An 18,647-nucleotide genomic window follows, 5' to 3' on the forward strand; every position below is an offset into this window, starting at 1 on the left:
AGCTGCCTGAACGACACACCGGCGCGGCTTACCGCCGCTGAACGCTTCGCTCTTGTGGCGAGGGAGCTTGCTCCCGCTGGCTTGCGCAGCAAGCCCAAACCCAGACCGCGCGATACACCGGCAAGACACCGCCGCCTGAGTCCCGGGCCGCTACGCAGCCCAGCGGGAGCCAGCTCCCTCGCCACAGGTCATTTTTGCTTGCTCTAGCGCTTAACTGATCGGCATTACCCCCCCCGAGGTGCTTTTTTCATGCCCGCCGGCAGCCGGGCCTGGGCTGGTTGGCCGTTGGCCATTTTCACGGTTGCCAATGGCCCCAGGCCAGGTAGACTGCGCGGCTCGACGCAATTCGAGGTTGCCGGGGCCGCGGGTTGAGGGGCCATGTGCAGCACTGAGCGTCTGCCCGATTGCCCACCCGGACCCCGTTAAATGCCCAACCGGCCCCAGCCCAAGCTCAATCTGCGTATCCTGATCCTGGCCTTTGTCCTGCTGGCGGCGATGGCCACCCTGGGCAACAGCTTCTGGGTGATGTTCAAGATCCAGAAGCAGGAACTGATCGATAACGCCCTGCAAGCCAACCAGGCGTACGCCGAGCGCATCGCCAGCGGGGTGCAGCAGGTGCTCAGCTCCGATCAGACCCGGCTGCAATACGCCTCGCTGATTATCGCTCGCGCCATCAACGACCCGCAGCAACTGGCCGGCGAGGCGCAACGCCTGTTGGAGCAAGACAACAGCTTCAACTCGGTGCTGATCACCGATGCGCGCGGCACCATCATCGCTTCGGCCCCGGCGAGCCTGGGCCTCAATGGTCAGCCGATCAGGAACCAGGGGCCGCTCAAGCAGCAGCAGCCGATCATCAGCAACGCCTTCAAATCCCTGACCGGCCACCTGGTGGTGTTTGTCTCCCAGCCGGTGTTCGATGCCCAAGGGCAGTACCTGGGCCTGGTGGGTGGGAGCATTCGCCTGGAGCAGAAAAATGCCCTGCAAGATCTGATGGATCGCCAGGTGCGGCAAGACGGTGCACACGTCTACCTGGTGGACAGCACGCGCCGGGTGCTTTACCACCCCTATGCCGAACGGATCGGCAGCGTTGTCGCCGCCGACCCGATCGTCGATGCCGCGTTGAGCCAGAGCAGCACGGCGCTGCAGGCGCAGGATGCCCATGGCGAGCAGATGCTGGCCGGCGTCGCCTATGTGCCCAGCAGTCGCTGGGGGGTGATTTCCCAGCAACCGCTGGCCAATATCTACGCCAGCCTGGAAGAGACCCTGTCCAAGATCATCCGCGGCATGATTCCGCTGGCGCTGTTCGGGCTGTTGCTGATGTGGTGGCTGGGGGCGCGGATTTCCGTGCCCTTGTCGCGGCTCGCCGAGAGTGCCAAGCGGCTGGACAGCCCCGAGAGCTACCAGCGCATCAGCGCCATTGCCACCCACTATGTGGAAAGCTGGCAGATTCGCCGCGCGCTGCTGTTGGGCACCAGCCTGTTGCAGGAAAAGATCGGCCGGCTCAACCAGCAGGCGCAAAGCGATGCCCTGACCGGCCTGGCCAACCGCCGGGCGATGCAGGACACCCTGACGCTGTGGCGCGACAGCGACAAGGCCTTCGCCATCGTCTCCATGGACATCGACCATTTCAAACGGGTGAACGACACCTACGGCCATGCGGCGGGGGATGTGACGCTGCAGGTGATCGCCAACCTGATGCGGCAGAACCTGCGCAGCGACGACCTGGCGTGCCGGGTCGGCGGCGAGGAGTTCATGTTGCTGCTGCCCAACAGTTCGCTGCGCGCCGCCGCCGATGTCGCCGAACGCCTGCGGGCCTCGATCGAGGCAGCACAGATCGAGACCGTGGGCCATATCACCGTGTCCCTGGGGGTGACCCTGTGGCGCCCGGGTGGCGTTTCGCTGGCCGATGCCCTGGAGAAGGCCGACCAGTTGCTGTACCAGGCCAAGCAGCAGGGGCGCAACCGGGTGGTGGCCGAGGAACTGAGCCAGGCCCCGGCCTGAGCTCAATGCTCTTCACTCAAGCCGCTGAACGAAGCATGTGGCGAGGGGGCTTGCTCCCGCCCTTTCGGCCGGCGCTCCTCGAAAAGCCTGCTGGTGCGGCTCATAGGCTGTAGATGGGGGCGCTGCGCACCCCAGCGGGAGCGAGCTCCCTCGCCACAAGGTCGAGCTGTTGAATGGGCCCAAAAAAACGGCGCTTGTCCATCCAAGGCAAGCGCCGTTTTTTGTCAAGCGAACAGCCTTTTGTCGGCCTCAGGCCGAGACGGCGCTCATCCGCGCCCGCGCGGCATGCAGCTTCTTGTAGCTGTCGATCAGCCGCTGGTGCCGGTCCAGGCCTTCGAGCTGCATATTGGTCGGGGTCAGGCCATGGAAACGCACGCTGCCGTTGACCGAGCCGATCACCGCGTCCATGCGCTGGTTGCCGAACATACGGCGGAAGTTGAACTCGTAGTCGGCCAGCGCCAGTTCGTCGTCCAGCTCCACCTCCAGCACCGCGTTCAGGGCCTGGTAGAACAGCCCGCGCTCGACGGTGTTGTCGTTGTATTGCAGGAACATCTCCACCAGTTCCTTGGCCGGGTCGAACTGCCCCAGGGCCACGTGGATCAGCAGCTTCAATTCGAGGATGGTCAGCTGGCCCCAGGCGGTGTTGTCGTCGAACTCGATGCCGATCAGTGTGGTGATGTCGGTGTAGTCGTCCAGCTCGCTCTGTTCCAGGCGCTGCACCAGGTCTTGCAGGGCATCTTCATCCAGGCTGTGCAGGTTGAGGATGTCTTCGCGGAAGAACAGCGCCTTGTTGGTGTTGTCCCAGATCAGGTCGTCCACCGGGTAGATTTCCGAGTAGTCCGGCACCAGGATGCGGCAGGCGGTGGCGCCCAGGTGCTGGTACACCGCCATATAGACTTCCTTGCCCAGGCCTTCGAGGATGCCGAACAGGGTCGCGGCTTCCTCGGTGTTGGCCTGTTCCCGCTCGCTGGCGTCGACCTGGCTGGTGAAGTCCCACTCGACGAATTCGAAATCCGCCTTGGCACTGAAGAAGCGCCACGACACCACGCCGCTGGAGTCGATGAAGTGCTCGACGAAGTTGTTCGGCTCCATCAGCGCCTGGCTCTCGAAGGTCGGCTGCGGCAGGTCGTTGAGGCCTTCGAAGCTGCGACCCTGGAGCAGCTCGGTGAGGCTGCGCTCCAGCGCCACTTCGAAGCTCGGGTGGGCACCGAAGGAGGCGAACACGCCGCCGGTGCGCGGGTTCATCAGGGTTACGCACATCACCGGGAACTCACCGCCCAGGGACGCATCCTTGACCAGCACCGGGAAGCCTTGTTCCTCCAGGCCCTGGATGCCAGCCAGAATGCCCGGGTACTTGGCCAGCACCTCTTGGGGCACGTCCGGCAGGGCCAGTTCGCCTTCGAGAATCTCGCGCTTGACCGCGCGCTCGAAGATCTCCGACAGGCACTGCACCTGGGCTTCGGCCAGGGTGTTGCCGGCGCTCATGCCGTTGCTGAGGAACAGGTTCTCCACCAGGTTGGAGGGGAAGTACACCACCTCGCCATCGGACTGGCGCACGTAGGGCAGGGAGCAGATACCGCGCTGGGTATTGCCCGAGTTGGTGTCGAACAGGTGGGAGCCGCGCAGCTCGCCATCGGGGTTGTAGATGGCCAGGCAGTGCGCGTCGAGGATTTCCTTGGGCAGCTCATCCTTGCGCCCGGGCTGGAACCAGCGCTCGTCGGGGTAATGCACGAACGGCGCGTTGGCGATCTCTTCGCCCCAGAACTGGTCGTTGTAGAAGAAGTTGCAGTTCAGGCGTTCGATGAACTCGCCCAGGGCCGAGGCCAGGGCGCTTTCCTTGGTCGAGCCCTTGCCATTGGTGAAGCACATCGGCGACTGCGCGTCGCGAATATGCAGCGACCAGACGTTGGGCACGATATTGCGCCAGGAGGCGATCTCGATCTTCATCCCCAGGTCGGCGAGGATCTTCGACATGTTGGCGATGGTCTGCTCCAGCGGCAGGTCCTTGCCGGCGATATAGGTCGCCTGGCCGGCGGCGGCCTGGGGCATCAGTAGGGCCTGGGCGTCGGCGTCGAGGTTGTCGACTTCCTCGATCACGAACTCGGGGCCGGTCTGCACCACCTTCTTCACCGTGCAACGGTCGATGGAGCGCAGGATGCCCTGGCGGTCTTTCTCGGAGATGTCCGCCGGCAGCTCGACCTGGATCTTGAAGATCTGGTTGTAGCGATTCTCCGGGTCGACGATGTTGTTCTGCGACAGGCGGATATTCTCGGTGGGAATGTCCCGGGTCTGGCAGTAGAGCTTGACGAAGTAGGCCGCGCACAGCGCCGAGGAGGCGAGGAAATAGTCGAACGGACCCGGCGCCGAACCGTCGCCCTTGTAGCGGATAGGTTGGTCGGCCACCACCGTGAAGTCGTCGAACTTGGCTTCAAGTCGAAGGTTGTCGAGAAAGTTGACCTTGATTTCCATGGGGGGCACCGGTGTGACGAGGCAAAAAATGGTGGGCATTATCCGGGTTTTTGCCGGGCGGTGTTGTGGTTTTTCGGATTGAGGGCTGACCGGTACTGAGGTTGTCTCCATCCATGCCAAGACGCCTGCGGGCGTCACTCCACGTAGCGCAGCCACAGGTGGGTGCGATTGCAGATTGCCTCGACCACGGTTGAAATCACGGCTTGGCGGTGCTCATCGGCGACGTGGTAGAGGGCACAAAAGTCTGCCGCCACCGCGTTGGCCACAGACAGATCGGCAGGTTCTGCACGGAAAAAGCCCAGGTACGAGGCGCCGATGCCCAGCAGTTCATAGCCATGGGCCTGGGCAAAATGGCGTGCCACGCCATAGTTCTGCGCAGGGCCCAGGTCGCTGGTGAAATAGCCGTTGGGGAAGGCCGCGAGCGCCTGGCAGGCGTGCTCGACGGGAACCAGCAGTGCCGAGAGGGGCTGGTCGAGCAGTGTCACCGGGTTCTGTTGATACTCGCGCCACTCTTCCAGGGCCTGTTGATCAAGGCTCAAGCCATGTGCGCAAGCGTCTGCGAACGAGCTGGTGGCCACCAGCTCGGTGAAGTTGCGCAGGCAGATCTCGAACTCGGCCTTGGTGGTGGGGTAGCCCAGGTACTCACCGTCCTCGAAGCACTCTGCGGGTAGCCGGGCGATTTCCTGCTCCGTGGCATCGTCCAGGCCCAGGTTATTGCGCGCATGGCCTGAGGTGTAGCGGGCCTGGGCCAGGTCATCCAGGGTGATCAGCGGCCTGAACCCGGGGTGCTCGGCAGCGATCTTGTGATAGGCCTGCAGCAGTTGGTCCAGGCTGGAAATGGCACTCAAGCGGTATTCATCGCAGGTGCCGGCAGATGGGTTTCCCGGCAATTCATTTGCGCAAAATTGGATATTCATTAATCGCCACTGACTCCATGTTGGTGCTGAGGGGAATGAGTAAGCCTCAGCCGAGGCAGATCATCCACTGCGCAGTGGGTTTTGCAAGCAGCGAACCTGTACAGGATGGCGTTGCGCGTTAGGCAACAGGTCTGCGTCGCTTGGCCGGAAAATAACTTTAGGTTTAAAGTCAGGTTCAAGGTCAATGGCTATCCGAGGGGAATATGAGAATAGGCGAACTGGCGAAAATCAGCGGCTTGGCACCTTCACGCATCCGCTTCTACGAGGCAAGTGGGCTGATCAACTCCGTGGCGCGCAAAGCCAACGGTTACCGGGATTACGCCGCGGACACCGAGTGGGTTCTGGAGATTATCACCGGGGCCCAGGCGGCCGGTTTTTCCCTGGAGGAAATCCGCCAATTGCTGCCGATGAATGCCAATGGCTGGCGGCATGAGGAAATGCTCGACGGGCTCAAGCGCAAGGTGGAGGAAATCGAACTCCTGCAACAGCGGCTGGTGCAGAACAAGGCGCAGTTGCTGCGGGTCATCGAGGGTATCGAGGGCAAGCCCGAGGGCATGGCCTGTGCGGACAACGCGCAACAGCTGATCAATCGTCTGCGTGAAGAGGGCATGGCGGCCGCCGAACGTGCTGGTGCCCGGGCGGGCAAGTGAGCTGCAGCCTGTCAGGCGACCCCGGCCTGACAGGTGCGTGGGGTTTTCCCGCTGGTTGAATCAGCGCTCGCCCAGCAGGGTGGCCAGTGGCTTGGGGGCGTAGAGCGCGCTCTGGAACTGCGGCACATATTCGTACTTGAGCATTTTCCCCAGCTGCAAGGAGCGCAGGAAGTTCGACAGGCTGCCATCGCCCAGGGTCAGGACTACCAAATCTTCGTCCCTGCTGGAACCATGCCTGAGCTGGCGGGAAACCGCATAGCCATAGGCCAGCTGGCCCTGGTGATCGAGGTTGGTGAAGCTGTTGGTGACGGTATCGACGCTGCTGGACAGGTCGCCGAGTTTCCTGGCCCTGAAGGACACATCCAGCTTGCCGGTCTGGCTGTCGGCAATCTCATAGGCCACCGACAGCCCATCCTCCTTGCGGTCAATTGCCGTCAGCCATTTCGGCAGGTTGTAGCCGACCACGCCACGCACCCGCGCCAGCTCCGTATTGACCGGCAGCTTGAGCACATAGCCCCAGAAGTCCCCCGACAGCGACTGGCCCACCAGGGTGAAGGGCCCGAGGTTGGCCTTGCCCGGCTTGTTGGTGATGATCGACACCGCCACTTCGTTGTAGGCGTCGTTGTCGCAGTGCTCATAGGTGTAGGCGGTGAAGGCGATCAGGCCGCGACCCGGCCACACCTGCAGCGGCTGCACGTGGGCCAGTACTGCGGCCGGCATCAGTGCCCGGAGCCGCTCCAGGTCTGCGGTGTAGACCGCGGTTACGCGGCTGTTCTGGTAGTAGAAGTTGGGCGAATAGGACTCGAAGCCCATGTCCACCTTGTGCTTCTCCAGCCCCTCGAACCAGCTCAGGTCAACCCCCGGCAACTGTTGCGCTACTAGCGACAGAGGAGGGTTGGAGCGAAAACGCTCGTACAGGCCACCCTTGACCACGGGCACCGGGTGACCGGCGATATCGATCATTGTGCTGTCGGCCTGGCTGGGCATTTCAGCTGTCGCCGCCAGTGCATGGCTGGCCATGGTGGTGCAGAGCACTGCGGTAAGAACGGCGCTTGCGAATTTCACTCTGTCTCTCTCCTGGTGCTGGATGGCATCGACCAGAGAACTCCACCGAGCGTGCGCTGCGCCTTGATCGCTGGCGCCGCCATGCCCGGCGAAATCCGCCGGGGCAGGCGTTCGGGGCCTGCCGACATTCACCTTAACGTTGAACTTAAGTTTAAGGTCAACACCCGCCAAGGTAGAAAATCAACGCCACGCCGACAGGCTTCTGCTTGACTCTCAACCTGACTTTAACGCTAGCGTCTGCCACCGATTGGACGAGGCAATGTGGCACTTCATCAATAGGTTCAGGAGCAACGCATGAGTCAGCAACACACCCCACAGATGCCATGGATGATCTATGGCGCCAACGGCTACACCGGTGAACTGATTGCTCGTGAGGCCGCCAAGCGCGGGCTCAAACCGGTGCTGGCGGGGCGCAGCCGGGACCAGGTAGAAGCCCTGGCCCGGGAGCTGGGCCTTGAAGCCCGGGTTTTCGGCCTGGATGACCCGCTGCGCTTGCTGGCGCAGATCAAGGGCTTGGGCTTGGTGCTGCACTGCGCCGGGCCGTTTTCGGCAACCGCCGCGCCGATGATGGAGGCCTGCTTGCACGCCCAGGCGCATTACCTGGACATCACCGGGGAGATTGCCGTGTTCGAGCATGCCCAGTCCCTGGACGCCCGTGCGCAAGCGGCGGGGGTGGTGATCTGCCCGGGCGTGGGTTTCGATGTGGTGCCCACCGACTGTGTGGCGGCGGCACTCAAGGCGGCGTTGCCCGATGCAACCCACCTGGCCCTGGGCTTCGATTCCCGTTCGAGCTTTTCCCCGGGCACCGCCAAGACCTCGGTGGAAGGCATGGCCCAGGGCGGCAAGGTCCGCCGCGACGGACGGATTGTCAGCGTGCCGCTGGCCTATGAGGTGCGCCGGATCGACTTCGGCGCCGGAGAGAAACTGGCCATGACCATTCCCTGGGGGGATGTGTCCACGGCCTATCACACCACCGGCATCGCCAATATCGAAGTGTTTATACCGGGTTCCGTGGCCATGATTCGCGGCGCCCGGTTCGCCAACCTGATCCGCCCGCTGCTGGGCCTGGCCTGGGTGCAGCGAAGGCTCAAGGCGCGCATTGGCAAGACGGTGGTGGGCCCGGATCTACAAAGACGCGCCGACCAGGGCACCTATGTCTGGGGCGAAGCCCGCAACCCGCGGGGCGAGCGCAAAGTGGCGCGGGTGCACACTGCGAATGTCTACAGCCTGACGATTGATGCGGCCTTGAGCGTGGTTGGCCATCTGTTGCAGGAGCGGCCCGGCGGAGGGGCCTACACACCGGCGAAGCTGCTGGGGGCTGACCTGGTGACGCAACTGCCCGGGTCGGGCGCCTTGAGCATCGAGTGAAGCTTCCAGGATGCCCCTGAAAAAGCCTCGACCTTGGAAGCGCAAATGGCGGATGCCGACCAGGCCCAGGCCGACAGCGGCGCCGGCCTGATCAGCAGCGGCAACTTCAACGGGCCGGCAGCACATCCTGCTTGGGCATGAAGAAGCGGGCAAAGAGCTCGGACTGCGACTTGATATTGAGCTTGGCGTAGAGGTTGCGCCGGTGAACCTTGATGGTTTCCGCCGAGAGGGACAGTTTGCCGGCTATTTCCTTGGTGGAAAAACCGCTGAGCAGCAACCGGAGCACATCGCTTTCCCGGGTGGTTATTTGCGTGCCCAGCTGATTGACCGTTTCCGGCCATGCAGAGGGAACGCTGAGGTTGCGTTCGACTTCATTCTCGAAAGACATGCGCTGATGCATCAAGGCCATGACCCAGGGCTTGACGATATCCAGCAGGGTAATCTGCTCCTGGCTGAAGCGGGCGCCGCTGCCAATGGACATGCACAAGGTGCGATCCGGGTCGAGCTGGACGTTGTATTGCGCCTCATCGACCGAAATGTACTGGGCAAAATACTGCTGGTAGTACTCGGTTTCCAGAAAGTACTCCGGGGCAATATCCAGCAAGTGAAAGAACCCGCTCTGCGGGTTTTCCCGGTTGGCTATATAGAAAGGGTCCAGCAGATACAGGCCCTTTACATAGTGATGCATAAAGGCATCGACTTCTTCCGCATCCGCTACTTCAGGCAGGCTGACCACTTGCACGTGTCGATTGCTGAACACCAGCACCACCCAGTTATCGATCTGCACATACTCATTCAAGGTGCGTATCAGCGAACTCCAGAACTCTGGGCGGTTCAGCTGCATGATCAGTTTTCCAATCGAACGGTGCCAGGCCAGGCTCTGCAGGTCGAGCGGCATTGTCTACCCCTTTAGGGTTAGGAATGGGGGCTTCGAGGCTAAGTATTCGTAGGTATTTACTATTGCGCGACGCCCAGTATATTCGCTGTCAGAGTTAACGACGGCCATGAGGGCCAATCGTCTGGACAGGGATGTTGCATGAGAAAGTCACGCTTGCGAACCATTTTTTCGGCCTCGCTGCTTGCGGTGGGCATTAGCACATCGGCGGTCGCCGCAGAGCCGGTGATGTACCTGTACAACTGGTTCGGGCTGCTGGCCCCGGAAACCCCAAAGGAGTTTCAGCAGGAAACCGGCACCCGGATTCACATGGACCCCTTCGACAGCGCCGACATGATGCAGAGCAAGGTCATGGCCGGGCGCACCGGCTATGACGTGGTGGTGGTGACCTCCAACGTGCTGCCCAGCCTGATCCAGGCCGGGGTGCTGCAACCCCTGGACCGGGCGCAACTGAGCAACCTGGCCCATATCGATCCCGCTATGCTGGCCCAGCTGGCGGTCAACGACCCGGGCAATCGCTACGCCGTGCCCTACCTGTGGGGCACCACCGGCATTGGCTATGACGTCGACAAGGTCAAGGCCGCCCTGGGCGATAACGCCCCGGTCAATAGCTGGGATCTGATCTTCAAGGAAGAGAACATCAGCAAGCTGCAGTCCTGCGGCGTGGCCATGCTCGATTCTCCCAGCGAGATCATCTCCATTGCCCTGAATTACCTCGGGCTGCCCAGCAACAGCAAGAACCCCGACGATTACCAGAAAGCCCAGGACCTGCTGTTGAAGATCCGGCCTTACATCGTCTATTTCGACTCGTCGAAAATCGACACCGACCTGGCCGACGGCAATATCTGTGCAGTAGTGGGCTGGGCCAATGGCGCACTGGCTGCACAGGCCATCAATGAGAAGAACAACACCGGCCGGCGGATTACCTACAGCCTGCCGCGCGAAGGTGCGCTGGTGTGGTCGGAAAACCTGGTGATGCTCAAGGACGCTCCCCATCCCAAGGAAGCCATGGCGTTTCTCAACTACATGATGCGGCCCGAAGTGATCGCCAAGACCTCGAACCACACCCTGTACCCCAACGCCAATAAAGACGCCACCGAGTTTGTCGAGCGCACCTTGCGCGACAACCCCTGGATCTACCCCGACAAGAACACCGTCGCCAGCCTGGTTCCCCTCGAACCGCTGCCCTTGAAGCTGGAACGTATCCGCACGCGGGTCTGGACCAAGGTCAAGAGCAGTATTTGATCCAGCTTGATTGGCGGCGTTGAAGCACTGGGGTAATGCCTGTTACCCCAGTGCCCAGCATGAGCTGTGGCCCGCGGTGGCCCATCGTTCAGATGCCCGGAGCAGGATGTTCCTTGCGGCTACAGGTGATTGCCCCGGGCGGCGTGTGCCCGGCGTTCTGATATCGCTGTTGATCACAGCGCCCATTCAACGCTCCATGCAGGAAGGGAACAGCGGATGTTCAGCCCAGCCAATCAAGTGCACTTCGCGTTGACCATCGATGGCCTTGAGCAGGATTTCCAAGTGCTCGCCTTTACCGGTGAGGAGGGGATCAACCGGCCTTACTTGTTCAATATTGAACTGCTGAGCCAGCGTTCGGACCTGGATCTTCAAAGCTTCTTCGACCGACAGGCTTTTCTGGCCTTCGACAACCAGGGCAATGGCGTTCATGGGCGTATCTATCACCTCGCCCAGAGTGCCAATGGGCGCTACCACCTGGCCCTGGTTCCGCACTTGTCCTACTTGCGCCACCGCATCAACCAGCGGATCTACCAGGGCTTCTCGGTGCCGAAGATCATCGCGCTGATTCTGGAAGAGCACGGAATACTGGGCGAGGCCTATCGCTTTGATCTGGCCGCCAGCTACCCCGAGCGCGACTGCTGCACCCAGTACGAGGAAACCGACCTGCACTTTATCCAGCGCCTGTGCGAAGAGGAGGGCATTCATTTTCACTTTCGCCACAGCGCTCAAGGCCATGTGCTGGTGTTCGCCGATCGGCAGGCGGCGTTTCCCAGGATCGAGCAACCCGGGCGGTGCGCCATGCAGCGCAGCCACGGGGCTTACCATCAGGCTGAAGGGCAAAGCCAGCAGACGGGGTTGGCCAGCGGTCATGTGCTGGACATCGGCGAGCACCAGGACCGGCAATGGAACGACCTGTGGCTACTGACCCAGGTCAGCCATGAAGGACGGCAGCCGCAAGTGCCGGGGGAAAGCCTTGGCGCTGGCAACAGCGGCGCCGAAGATGACGGCTATCAGGGTTACCGCAACCGCTTCCAGGTTCGCCCCTGGAGCCAGCTCTACCGTCCCCCCCTGACTCACAGAAAACCCCAAGTGCCTGGCAGCCAGAGCGCGATAGTGATTGCCCTGGAGGACCGGGAGCGGCAAGCGGGCCGGGTCAAGGTCAGGTTCCCCTGGGATCGTGAGGGGCGCTTTGATGACAAGAGCAGTTGCTGGCTACAGATGGCCAGCGATTGCCCGGGCGAGCCGCTGAGCATGGGGATGGAAGTGCTGGTCACCTTTGTTGAAAACGATCCTGATCGGCCATTGCTGGGCGGTTGTCTGCTGGGCCGCTGAAGGGGGTGAGGTTCGGCAAGAGTGACATGACGGTTGCTTCAGCCTTTGCCCGCTTTGTTGCGCCGACAGCGCTCAGAGCAATAGCGCACCTCTTCCCAGCAGCGGGCCCACTTCTTTCTCCAGGTAAAGGGCAGGCCGCAGGTGGCGCAGGTTTTGACTGCCAGCTCGGTGTTTTTCACAACGGCTGACCGGCATCGAGTGTGGCGAGCAGGTGCTGCCCACGTTGCCAAAGCGCCTGCTGCCTGGACTCTGGCATGCGCGCCAGGTTCTTGTAGATAAGGGCCAGGCGTTGATTGCCCCGCAGAAGGTCCGCGTGGCGCATCAGGAAATGCCAGTACAGCGCATTGAAGGGGCAGGCATCTTCGCTGGTGCTTTCACTGACCTTGTAGGCGCAGCCCGTGCAGTAGTCGGACATGCGCTTGATGTACTGGCCGCTGGCGCAATAGGGCTTGGAGCCCAGGTAGCCACCGTCGGCGTGCATCACCATGCCCAGGGTGTTGGGCAGCTCGACCCAGTCGAAGGCGTCCATATAGATCGCCAGGTACCAGGCGCAGATCTCACTGGGGGCAATGCCTGCGAGCAGGGCGAAGTTGCCGGTCACCATCAACCGCTGGATATGGTGGGCGTAGGCATGCTCAAGGCTCTGGCCGATTGCCTGGCGCATGCAGTTCATCCGGGTTTCGCCGCTCCAGTAGAACGGCGGAAGCGACCGGCTGTTGCCGAAAACATTGCCATGGGCGTAGTCCGGCATTTTCAGCCAATAGACCCCGCGCACATATTCCCGCCAGCCGATCAGTTGGCGGATAAAGCCTTCGGCTGCATTCAACGCCACAGTGCCTGACCCATAGGCGGCTTCCACATCGCTGCACAGCTGCCGCAGATCCAGCAGGCCGATATTCAACGCCGCGCTGATCCTGGCGTGAAACACAAAGGGCTCGTTGCTGGCCATGGCGTCCTGATAGTCGCCGAAGGCGGCCAGCCCCCAATCGAGGAAGTACTGCCACAGGGACTGGGCGTCGGCGCGGGTGACGGGATAGTCGAAGCTGTCGAGGCGGCCGTAATGGTGGGGGAAGTGTTTGGCCACCAGGGCCAGTACCTCTTGGGTGATGGCATCCGCGGCAAAGCGTGCCGGGGCAGGGGGCCTCAGGCCCTTGGGCAAGGCCTTGCGGTTATCCGCATCGAAGTTCCAGGCGCCGCCCACCGGGCTGCCATCGCCATTGAGTAGCAAGCCGCTCTTGCGGCGCATGTCCCGGTAGAAGAACTCCATGCGCAGTTGCTTTTTGCCCTGCGCCCAGCGGGAAAATTCGCCCCGTGAACAGAGAAAACGCGAGTCGGCATGCCAATGGATGGCCAGGCCGCACTGCTTCAGCGACTGTTCCAGGCGCCAGTCGCCGCATTCCGTCAGGTGCAGTTCGCTGGGCTGCAGTTGTGAGTGCCAGCGCTGCAGCTCGCCGGGCACCGAGCCCGTGTTGCGCGGGTCATCGAGCGCGACATAGTGCACGCGGATACCGCGCTGCTGCAGTTCCTGGGCGAAATGGCGCATGGCACTGAAGACCAGGGCGATTTTCTGCGGATGGTGGGGCACATGGCTGGCTTCTTCCATCACCTCCACCAGCAAAACGCAGTCGCGCTCGGCGTCCAGGCCTTGCAGTGAGGCGAGGTCGAGAGAGAGCTGGTCGCCTAGGACCAGGCATAGCCGGTGGGTGGTGGTCATGGGGGGTGGGTCCGGCGGGATAGGTGGAGTGCGGGATGATGGATAAATTGTACAAGATAATATTTATGTACAAGTATTTTTGGCGTGCTTTGGGCGGGAAAGCTTTTTGGGGGGCGGTGATGTTGCGCGGTTGTTAGGGGGCGATGGCGGAGGCGTAGTGACGCCCCCGGGGCTTTATCTGACGGTCTGTGATCCCTGGGACGTTAGCGGTTTGGGCTCAGGGTTGTCGAAGGCTTGCGCAGGGCGCGGGATTTAGGGGGTGTTGGGGAAGCGGCTGCAAGCTGAGGTTTTTTTGCCTTGGCGCTGAGGGTTTTGCCGGGCGCAGCCTTTGCCGAGGCTGGTGACACAAAAGCACTGGGCTCCATCGAAAACCGCTCCGCCAGTGCGTATGCCATCTTGTGGCTGATGGGCCGATTGCCACTGAGCACCTTGGATACGGCGGTTTTATCGCCAATTTCAGGAAGGTCCGAACCCGTGAGCCCGAGGGTTTCCATCAGGTCCTTGAGCAACTGCACAGGGCTGCAGCTGGCCACAAAAGCGGCATTCGCTTGGCGAAACTGCTCGGAGTCGCGCTGGTAGGCCAGCATCTTATCCTCGAGCTCCAGCAGAATTCTTTCCTCGACCTTGCTCAGTTCGCGCCCGTCAGTGAGTTCATCGAGCAGCAGGGTTGCACGTGCATAGTCCGCCGGGGTCTTGATGCCATGCACAAACTCACCGCGCAGGCGCTCAAGCACCCCGTGGAGCTCAGCAAGCGTTGCGATCAGGGTTTGCAGTTCGTTGTGGGCAGTGCTCATCGTTTTACCCCTTGGTTTCTTGCATACCAGGCGCTGGCAAGGACGTAGTCGGTATGGGTGTAGAAGGGCATTTCGGTGTCCTTTGATTCGGTACGCGAGAGGTGCTCGGAACGCGGGTTGGCGAGCCGATAGGGACTATGGGCGGTGGGTCCTGGGGGGACAAGTCAGGTGATTCTGCAAGTTCTGTAGGATTGCGTTCTGGGGCGTGGCGGTTTGAGAGCAGGTGCGGTCAGCATCTTCTGCGAGACGATGCGCCAGAAGGTCTTTTCCCCAGCAGCGGCTATAGGGGTAATTGCACGGACTTGCCCACCCATTTGCATCGAACTTGACCAGCAGAGAACGGCCCAAAGCGGTCAGTCGGATCGGCGACCGACGCCTTCAACCTATCGCCCAAAAGCCCCCGGGGAAAATCATTACCTTGCCTGTTTCGTCCTCTTTTGACTCTCGTATTGACATATCGATAAATCTCGATATCCTCAGCTCATGGAATTAGTCGAAATATTCAAAGCCCTCTCCAACCCGATACGCCTTGAAATCCTGAAAGGCTTGAAGGACCCCGTTAAGAACTTCCCTCCGCAGGATGAAGGAGACGTTCTCACGGTGGGGGTCTGCGTAAGTAGTATTCAAGAAGGCATTGGGCTGTCGCAGTCAACGGTGTCTGGTTATCTTGCAACGCTGCAACGAGTGGGCCTGGTCGAGGTCAGGCGCATCGGTCAGTGGACCTACTACAAGCGCAATGAAGCCACTATCAGTGCGCTTGCCGAGATCATAGGGACAGATCTCTAATTTTTTTTACCACGAGATATCTAGATTTCTCGATATCTCTTTTTATCGATACGAGGATTCAGAATGAAAGCGTTGATGCTCAAGTCATTTGGCGGCCCGGAATCATTCGAACTCTGCGACGTGCCCAAGCCCGTGCCGGGCGCGGGACAAGTTCTGGTGCGGGTATACGCAACCTCCATCAACCCCTTGGATTATCAGGTTCGACGTGGTGACTATTCCGACCTGGTGCAACTGCCGGCCATTACCGGACACGATGTCTCGGGGGTTGTCGAGGAAGTCGGGCCGGGGGTGACGTCCTTCGCTCCGGGAGACGAAGTCTGGTACACCCCGCAGATATTTGAAGGGCCAGGCAGTTATGCCGAATACCACGTTGCGGCCGAAAGCATTATCGGGAAGAAACCGCCATCGCTGAGCCATCTCGAAGCGGCAAGCCTGACCCTGGTTGGCGGGACGGTGTGGGAAGCACTGACCGGGCGTGCAGCGCTCAGAGTGGGAGAAAGCATCCTAATCCACGGCGGCGCGGGGGGCGTAGGTCATATCGCGATCCAGGTGGCTAAGGCCATTGGAGCGCGGGTCTTCACGACCGTGCGCGAAGCAAACTTCGAGTTCGCACGAGGCATGGGGGCCGCTGTGCTCATCGACTACGAAAAGGAGGATTACGTCGACGTCATCAATCGGGAGACGGATGGCCGCGGAGTCGATGTGGTGTTCGACACCATCGGCGGCAACACGTTGACGCGCAGCCCCGACGTGCTCGCTCAACTCGGCCGCGTGGTCTCGATTGTGGACATTGCCCTGCCGCAGAACCTTGTTCAGGCCTGGGGCAAGAACGCGAGTTATCACTTCGTTTTCACCAGACAGAACCGGGGCAAGCTTGATGAACTGAGCACATTGGTAGAGCGCGGTCAGCTGCGGCCACACGTTGGCGCTGTCTATTCGCTTGAAGACATGGCGCTCGCCCATGCCCGGTTGGAAAGCCCCAACAACGGCATTCAAGGAAAAATTGCGATTGCAGTCGAGCCATCGCTCATTTCGTAAGTGCGTACTGTTAACCGTTCAAGCCATATGAGAGGAACGCCATGATTTATGAGATCGCTCTGCTCCCCGTCCACAAAGAACGCATTGAAAGTTTCAGGCATGCATTTGCCAAGGTCGCTCCCTTGCTCACCCGTGCAAAGGGTTACGGCGGCCACTTGCTCGCGCAAGGGATTGAAAGCCCCGAGCGATTCAACCTGATAGTGCGCTGGGCTTCACTTGAAGATCACACGCCGGGCTTCGAAGAGAGTGAAGACCATCGGATATTCATGATGGGCCTGGAGGAATATTTTTCGGAAGAGCCGAGGGTCTACCACATTGAAGGGGCTGCTTTTGCTGCTGGCGAACAGGTAGTTGCCGATATCGTAGACTAGAGCGACTGACTACTTTTGGCCGTGAGTTGCCTGCTGTGAAGGGCGGTTTCCGACCCATAGCTGAAGGTCAGATACGGTAGAGTTCGGCCAAAAGCAGTCATTGAAAATGTGTCTACGTAACTCAGGACTGATCGCTTTTCCAATGAGTGGCGTGAATATGGGGAGTATGCAATGGATAAGGACGCTTTTTTCTGGCAGGTACAGGATGGTCATTTACCCGCTCCGCCGGCGGCCGAAACCCTTGGTATAAAAATATTGAAGGTGGATGGCGATAAGGGAACTATCGAAGTTTCATTCGAGGCTACCGCAGCTTTCACAAACCCCGTGGGCAACGTACAGGGCGGCTTTCTTGCCGCGATGCTGGATGACACCATGGGGCCCGCTCTTGCCTCAACACTCAAGAAAGGTGAGTTCGCGCCAACGTTGAACCTGAATGTCAGTTTCTATGCGCCTGCGCAAATAGGGACATTGATTGGAAGAGGGCGCGTGAGCAGAAAAGGAGGCCAGGTTTGTTTTCTTTCCGGTGAGCTTGAACAAGCTGGGAAAATTGTTGCAGCCGCAACTGCATCCGCATTGATCCGCCAGTTATAGGCGTTTTATGTAGAGCATTGATTAGGTTGCAAAATCGCTTTTTTGATTGGTCCGGCTGGCACTCGCCAGGTAATAAAGGATGTACCCCGAGTACAGCAGCGAGCCGGCCGCCACTTCATTGTCGAAACTCAACTTGAGTGCCTGCTCGTCGTCGAAGCCATATTGCGCAAGCCTGTCCCCGGCAAAGCCGGCCAGCCGTGACAGGTTGAAACCATCGATTTCGCCCTGTTCGCCAAAGTCGAAACTCACCGGCCCCGCCGGCAGGTGAACGGCGCAGCCGTAGCCATGCTTGAAGTAACGTACACCGCCGGCCAGTTCTCCTTGTTCGGCAATGTTCATATCCGCCCAATCGGCGTTGCTGGTGGGCAGGGGGATGGCGGCTTGTTGCAGCAGATCGACGGCGTTGCGGACAGCGTTCTGGTAGTCGGCAATCAATTGGGCGAGGTGCTGGTTCATCGGATCTGGGCTCTTGGATAAAGGACTGCAGGGGCGGTGGCAGTTTGTACTCGCATCAGTGCTTTTTAGGCCGTTCCAGACGGCCCTTGCCGTGGTAGTTCAAAAAGTCCCGCATGGCAGTGGTCACGGTTTCCTGCGCGGCGATGCGCCAGAAAGTCTCTTCCCCCAACAGTGGCTCCAGGCGCTTGATCAGCTCCTGGGCGGTGTTGTGGTGGCCGCTACTCAGCCAGTGCCTCAACAGTTGCTGGTTCTCCTGGCGCGACAACTGCGCGGCCTGCTGCAGTTGCAGTGCATGGCTGAAGTTCAGTGGCCACAGGCGTTTAATAAAGTCGACTCGCTCGGGCGCTGGCAGGCTCAGCAGCCAGTTGCGCACTTGCTTGTCCATGGCGCAAGTGCCGGTTCTGTGGGCCAGTTGTTCGGGGGTGAATTGCATCTGCGGCTAATACTCTTGGTCCATCAGAACAACAAGGCGCACTGCGCCTCTTGCGCCTGCAAGCGCAGGATCAGGCCCGAGGTGAATTCAATCACCAGGTGATGGTCCGCAGGAAACTGGTTCGAAAGGTAGAAGGTCTCGGTGGCGGCTCCGGCTTCCACCACGCCTATGGCATGCACGCAGCCCATATCGCTTTCAAAGGCGTTCAATTCCCTGGCATCGGCGCAGAAGTAGCTCAACTGACTGAAGCTGAGAATGATCTGGCGCGCCTCTTCGGCGGGCACCCAGTCTTGCTCCAGGCGGTTGAAGGTCAGGGTCAGGGTGCCTTTCAGGACGTCGTATTGGATGGCATCGGCGTTATAGAAGTTGTGCAGATCGTAGGCACGTCCCTGCACTTCAACTTCGATATGGCCCAGGAGGAAGTTGTGAAAGTGCATGAGCGGCTCTTTATCTCTTGATGGCAGACGGGAGGAACGGGCTGGGGCGAGTCAGTAGTCGCTAGTGGATTATCTCCACTTTGCT

At 60.5% G+C, this 18,647-nt stretch carries 19 protein-coding genes; 9 read left to right on the forward strand and 10 right to left on the reverse strand.

The window, feature by feature from the left end; all coding sequences use genetic code 11:
- Positions 1 to 426 precede the first annotated feature (426 nt).
- Positions 427 to 2,001 carry a sensor domain-containing diguanylate cyclase gene (locus J4P02_RS00005; RefSeq protein ID WP_426186203.1) on the forward strand — a complete coding sequence of 525 codons (1,575 nt, stop codon included), beginning with the start codon at positions 427 to 429 and terminating at the stop codon, positions 1,999 to 2,001.
- 249 nt (positions 2,002 to 2,250) lie between these two features.
- Here J4P02_RS00005 and J4P02_RS00010 read toward each other — a convergent pair whose 3' ends face one another.
- Entirely contained in the window at positions 2,251 to 4,470 is a 2,220-nt protein-coding gene (locus J4P02_RS00010; RefSeq protein ID WP_426186206.1) for an OsmC domain/YcaO domain-containing protein, read from the reverse strand.
- 134 nt (positions 4,471 to 4,604) lie between these two features.
- Positions 4,605 to 5,387 carry a hypothetical protein gene (locus tag J4P02_RS00015; protein ID WP_426186209.1) on the reverse strand — a complete coding sequence of 261 codons (783 nt, stop codon included), beginning with the start codon at positions 5,385 to 5,387 and terminating at the stop codon, positions 4,605 to 4,607.
- Between the two features lie 203 nt (positions 5,388 to 5,590).
- On the opposite strand from J4P02_RS00015, the gene J4P02_RS00020 reads away from it, so the two are divergent.
- Positions 5,591 to 6,037: a MerR family transcriptional regulator gene (locus J4P02_RS00020; protein WP_426186212.1), complete on the forward strand. Its 447-nt coding sequence runs from the start codon at positions 5,591 to 5,593 to the stop codon at positions 6,035 to 6,037.
- 60 nt (positions 6,038 to 6,097) lie between these two features.
- Here J4P02_RS00020 and J4P02_RS00025 read toward each other — a convergent pair whose 3' ends face one another.
- Entirely contained in the window at positions 6,098 to 7,102 is a 1,005-nt protein-coding gene (locus tag J4P02_RS00025; protein ID WP_426186215.1) for an acetoacetate decarboxylase (ADC), read from the reverse strand.
- 294 nt (positions 7,103 to 7,396) lie between these two features.
- Here J4P02_RS00025 and J4P02_RS00030 point away from each other — a divergent pair, with 294 nt between their 5' ends.
- Positions 7,397 to 8,470: a saccharopine dehydrogenase family protein gene (locus J4P02_RS00030; RefSeq protein WP_426186218.1), complete on the forward strand. Its 1,074-nt coding sequence runs from the start codon at positions 7,397 to 7,399 to the stop codon at positions 8,468 to 8,470.
- 106 nt (positions 8,471 to 8,576) lie between these two features.
- Here the strand turns inward: J4P02_RS00030 and J4P02_RS00035 are convergent, their stop codons facing one another.
- On the reverse strand, positions 8,577 to 9,368 hold the full coding sequence (locus tag J4P02_RS00035; protein WP_426186221.1) for a response regulator transcription factor: 792 nt from the start codon (positions 9,366 to 9,368) through the stop codon (positions 8,577 to 8,579).
- Positions 9,369 to 9,506: 138 nt separating this feature from the next.
- On the opposite strand from J4P02_RS00035, the gene J4P02_RS00040 reads away from it, so the two are divergent.
- Both J4P02_RS00040 and J4P02_RS00045 read left to right on the forward strand, forming a co-directional pair.
- Entirely contained in the window at positions 9,507 to 10,610 is a 1,104-nt protein-coding gene (locus J4P02_RS00040) for a polyamine ABC transporter substrate-binding protein (protein WP_426186224.1), read from the forward strand.
- Positions 10,611 to 10,826: 216 nt separating this feature from the next.
- Positions 10,827 to 11,942: a contractile injection system protein, VgrG/Pvc8 family gene (locus J4P02_RS00045; protein ID WP_426186227.1), complete on the forward strand. Its 1,116-nt coding sequence runs from the start codon at positions 10,827 to 10,829 to the stop codon at positions 11,940 to 11,942.
- 38 nt (positions 11,943 to 11,980) lie between these two features.
- Here J4P02_RS00045 and J4P02_RS00050 read toward each other — a convergent pair whose 3' ends face one another.
- The 3 genes from J4P02_RS00050 to J4P02_RS00060 all read right to left on the reverse strand — a co-directional run bounded on the left by J4P02_RS00050 (position 11,981) and on the right by J4P02_RS00060 (position 14,450).
- Positions 11,981 to 12,121 (reverse strand): DUF2256 domain-containing protein, encoded by a 141-nt coding sequence (locus J4P02_RS00050; RefSeq protein WP_426186230.1) that lies wholly within the window; start codon positions 12,119 to 12,121, stop codon positions 11,981 to 11,983.
- On the reverse strand, positions 12,118 to 13,656 hold the full coding sequence (locus tag J4P02_RS00055) for a cryptochrome/photolyase family protein (RefSeq protein WP_426186233.1): 1,539 nt from the start codon (positions 13,654 to 13,656) through the stop codon (positions 12,118 to 12,120). The genes J4P02_RS00050 and J4P02_RS00055 overlap by 4 nt, the downstream gene beginning before the upstream one ends.
- 203 nt (positions 13,657 to 13,859) lie before the next feature.
- Positions 13,860 to 14,450 carry a helix-turn-helix domain-containing protein gene (locus J4P02_RS00060; protein ID WP_426186236.1) on the reverse strand — a complete coding sequence of 197 codons (591 nt, stop codon included), beginning with the start codon at positions 14,448 to 14,450 and terminating at the stop codon, positions 13,860 to 13,862.
- A gap of 483 nt (positions 14,451 to 14,933) precedes the next feature.
- On the opposite strand from J4P02_RS00060, the gene J4P02_RS00065 reads away from it, so the two are divergent.
- From J4P02_RS00065 to J4P02_RS00080, 4 genes are all read left to right on the forward strand, one after another.
- The gene (locus J4P02_RS00065) at positions 14,934 to 15,236 is read left to right on the forward strand and encodes an ArsR/SmtB family transcription factor (RefSeq protein ID WP_426186239.1); all 303 of its coding nucleotides are present in this window, start codon (positions 14,934 to 14,936) and stop codon (positions 15,234 to 15,236) included.
- Positions 15,237 to 15,299: 63 nt separating this feature from the next.
- On the forward strand, positions 15,300 to 16,274 hold the full coding sequence (locus tag J4P02_RS00070; protein ID WP_426186242.1) for a zinc-dependent alcohol dehydrogenase family protein: 975 nt from the start codon (positions 15,300 to 15,302) through the stop codon (positions 16,272 to 16,274).
- A gap of 41 nt (positions 16,275 to 16,315) precedes the next feature.
- On the forward strand, positions 16,316 to 16,645 hold the full coding sequence (locus J4P02_RS00075) for an antibiotic biosynthesis monooxygenase family protein (protein ID WP_426186245.1): 330 nt from the start codon (positions 16,316 to 16,318) through the stop codon (positions 16,643 to 16,645).
- Between the two features lie 171 nt (positions 16,646 to 16,816).
- Positions 16,817 to 17,236: a PaaI family thioesterase gene (locus tag J4P02_RS00080; protein WP_426186248.1), complete on the forward strand. Its 420-nt coding sequence runs from the start codon at positions 16,817 to 16,819 to the stop codon at positions 17,234 to 17,236.
- Between the two features lie 21 nt (positions 17,237 to 17,257).
- Here J4P02_RS00080 and J4P02_RS00085 read toward each other — a convergent pair whose 3' ends face one another.
- The 3 genes from J4P02_RS00085 to J4P02_RS00095 all read right to left on the reverse strand — a co-directional run bounded on the left by J4P02_RS00085 (position 17,258) and on the right by J4P02_RS00095 (position 18,562).
- Positions 17,258 to 17,671, reverse strand: a complete 414-nt coding sequence (locus J4P02_RS00085; RefSeq protein ID WP_426186251.1) for a DUF6896 domain-containing protein — start codon at positions 17,669 to 17,671, stop codon at positions 17,258 to 17,260.
- A 76-nt stretch (positions 17,672 to 17,747) separates the two neighbouring features.
- Positions 17,748 to 18,125 carry a hypothetical protein gene (locus J4P02_RS00090; RefSeq protein ID WP_426186254.1) on the reverse strand — a complete coding sequence of 126 codons (378 nt, stop codon included), beginning with the start codon at positions 18,123 to 18,125 and terminating at the stop codon, positions 17,748 to 17,750.
- A gap of 23 nt (positions 18,126 to 18,148) precedes the next feature.
- On the reverse strand, positions 18,149 to 18,562 hold the full coding sequence (locus J4P02_RS00095; RefSeq protein WP_426186257.1) for a hypothetical protein: 414 nt from the start codon (positions 18,560 to 18,562) through the stop codon (positions 18,149 to 18,151).
- Positions 18,563 to 18,647 lie beyond the last annotated feature (85 nt).

The organism is Pseudomonas sp. NFXW11 (genome assembly GCF_049887815.1).
In the GTDB taxonomy this organism is placed as follows: domain Bacteria; phylum Pseudomonadota; class Gammaproteobacteria; order Pseudomonadales; family Pseudomonadaceae; genus Aquipseudomonas.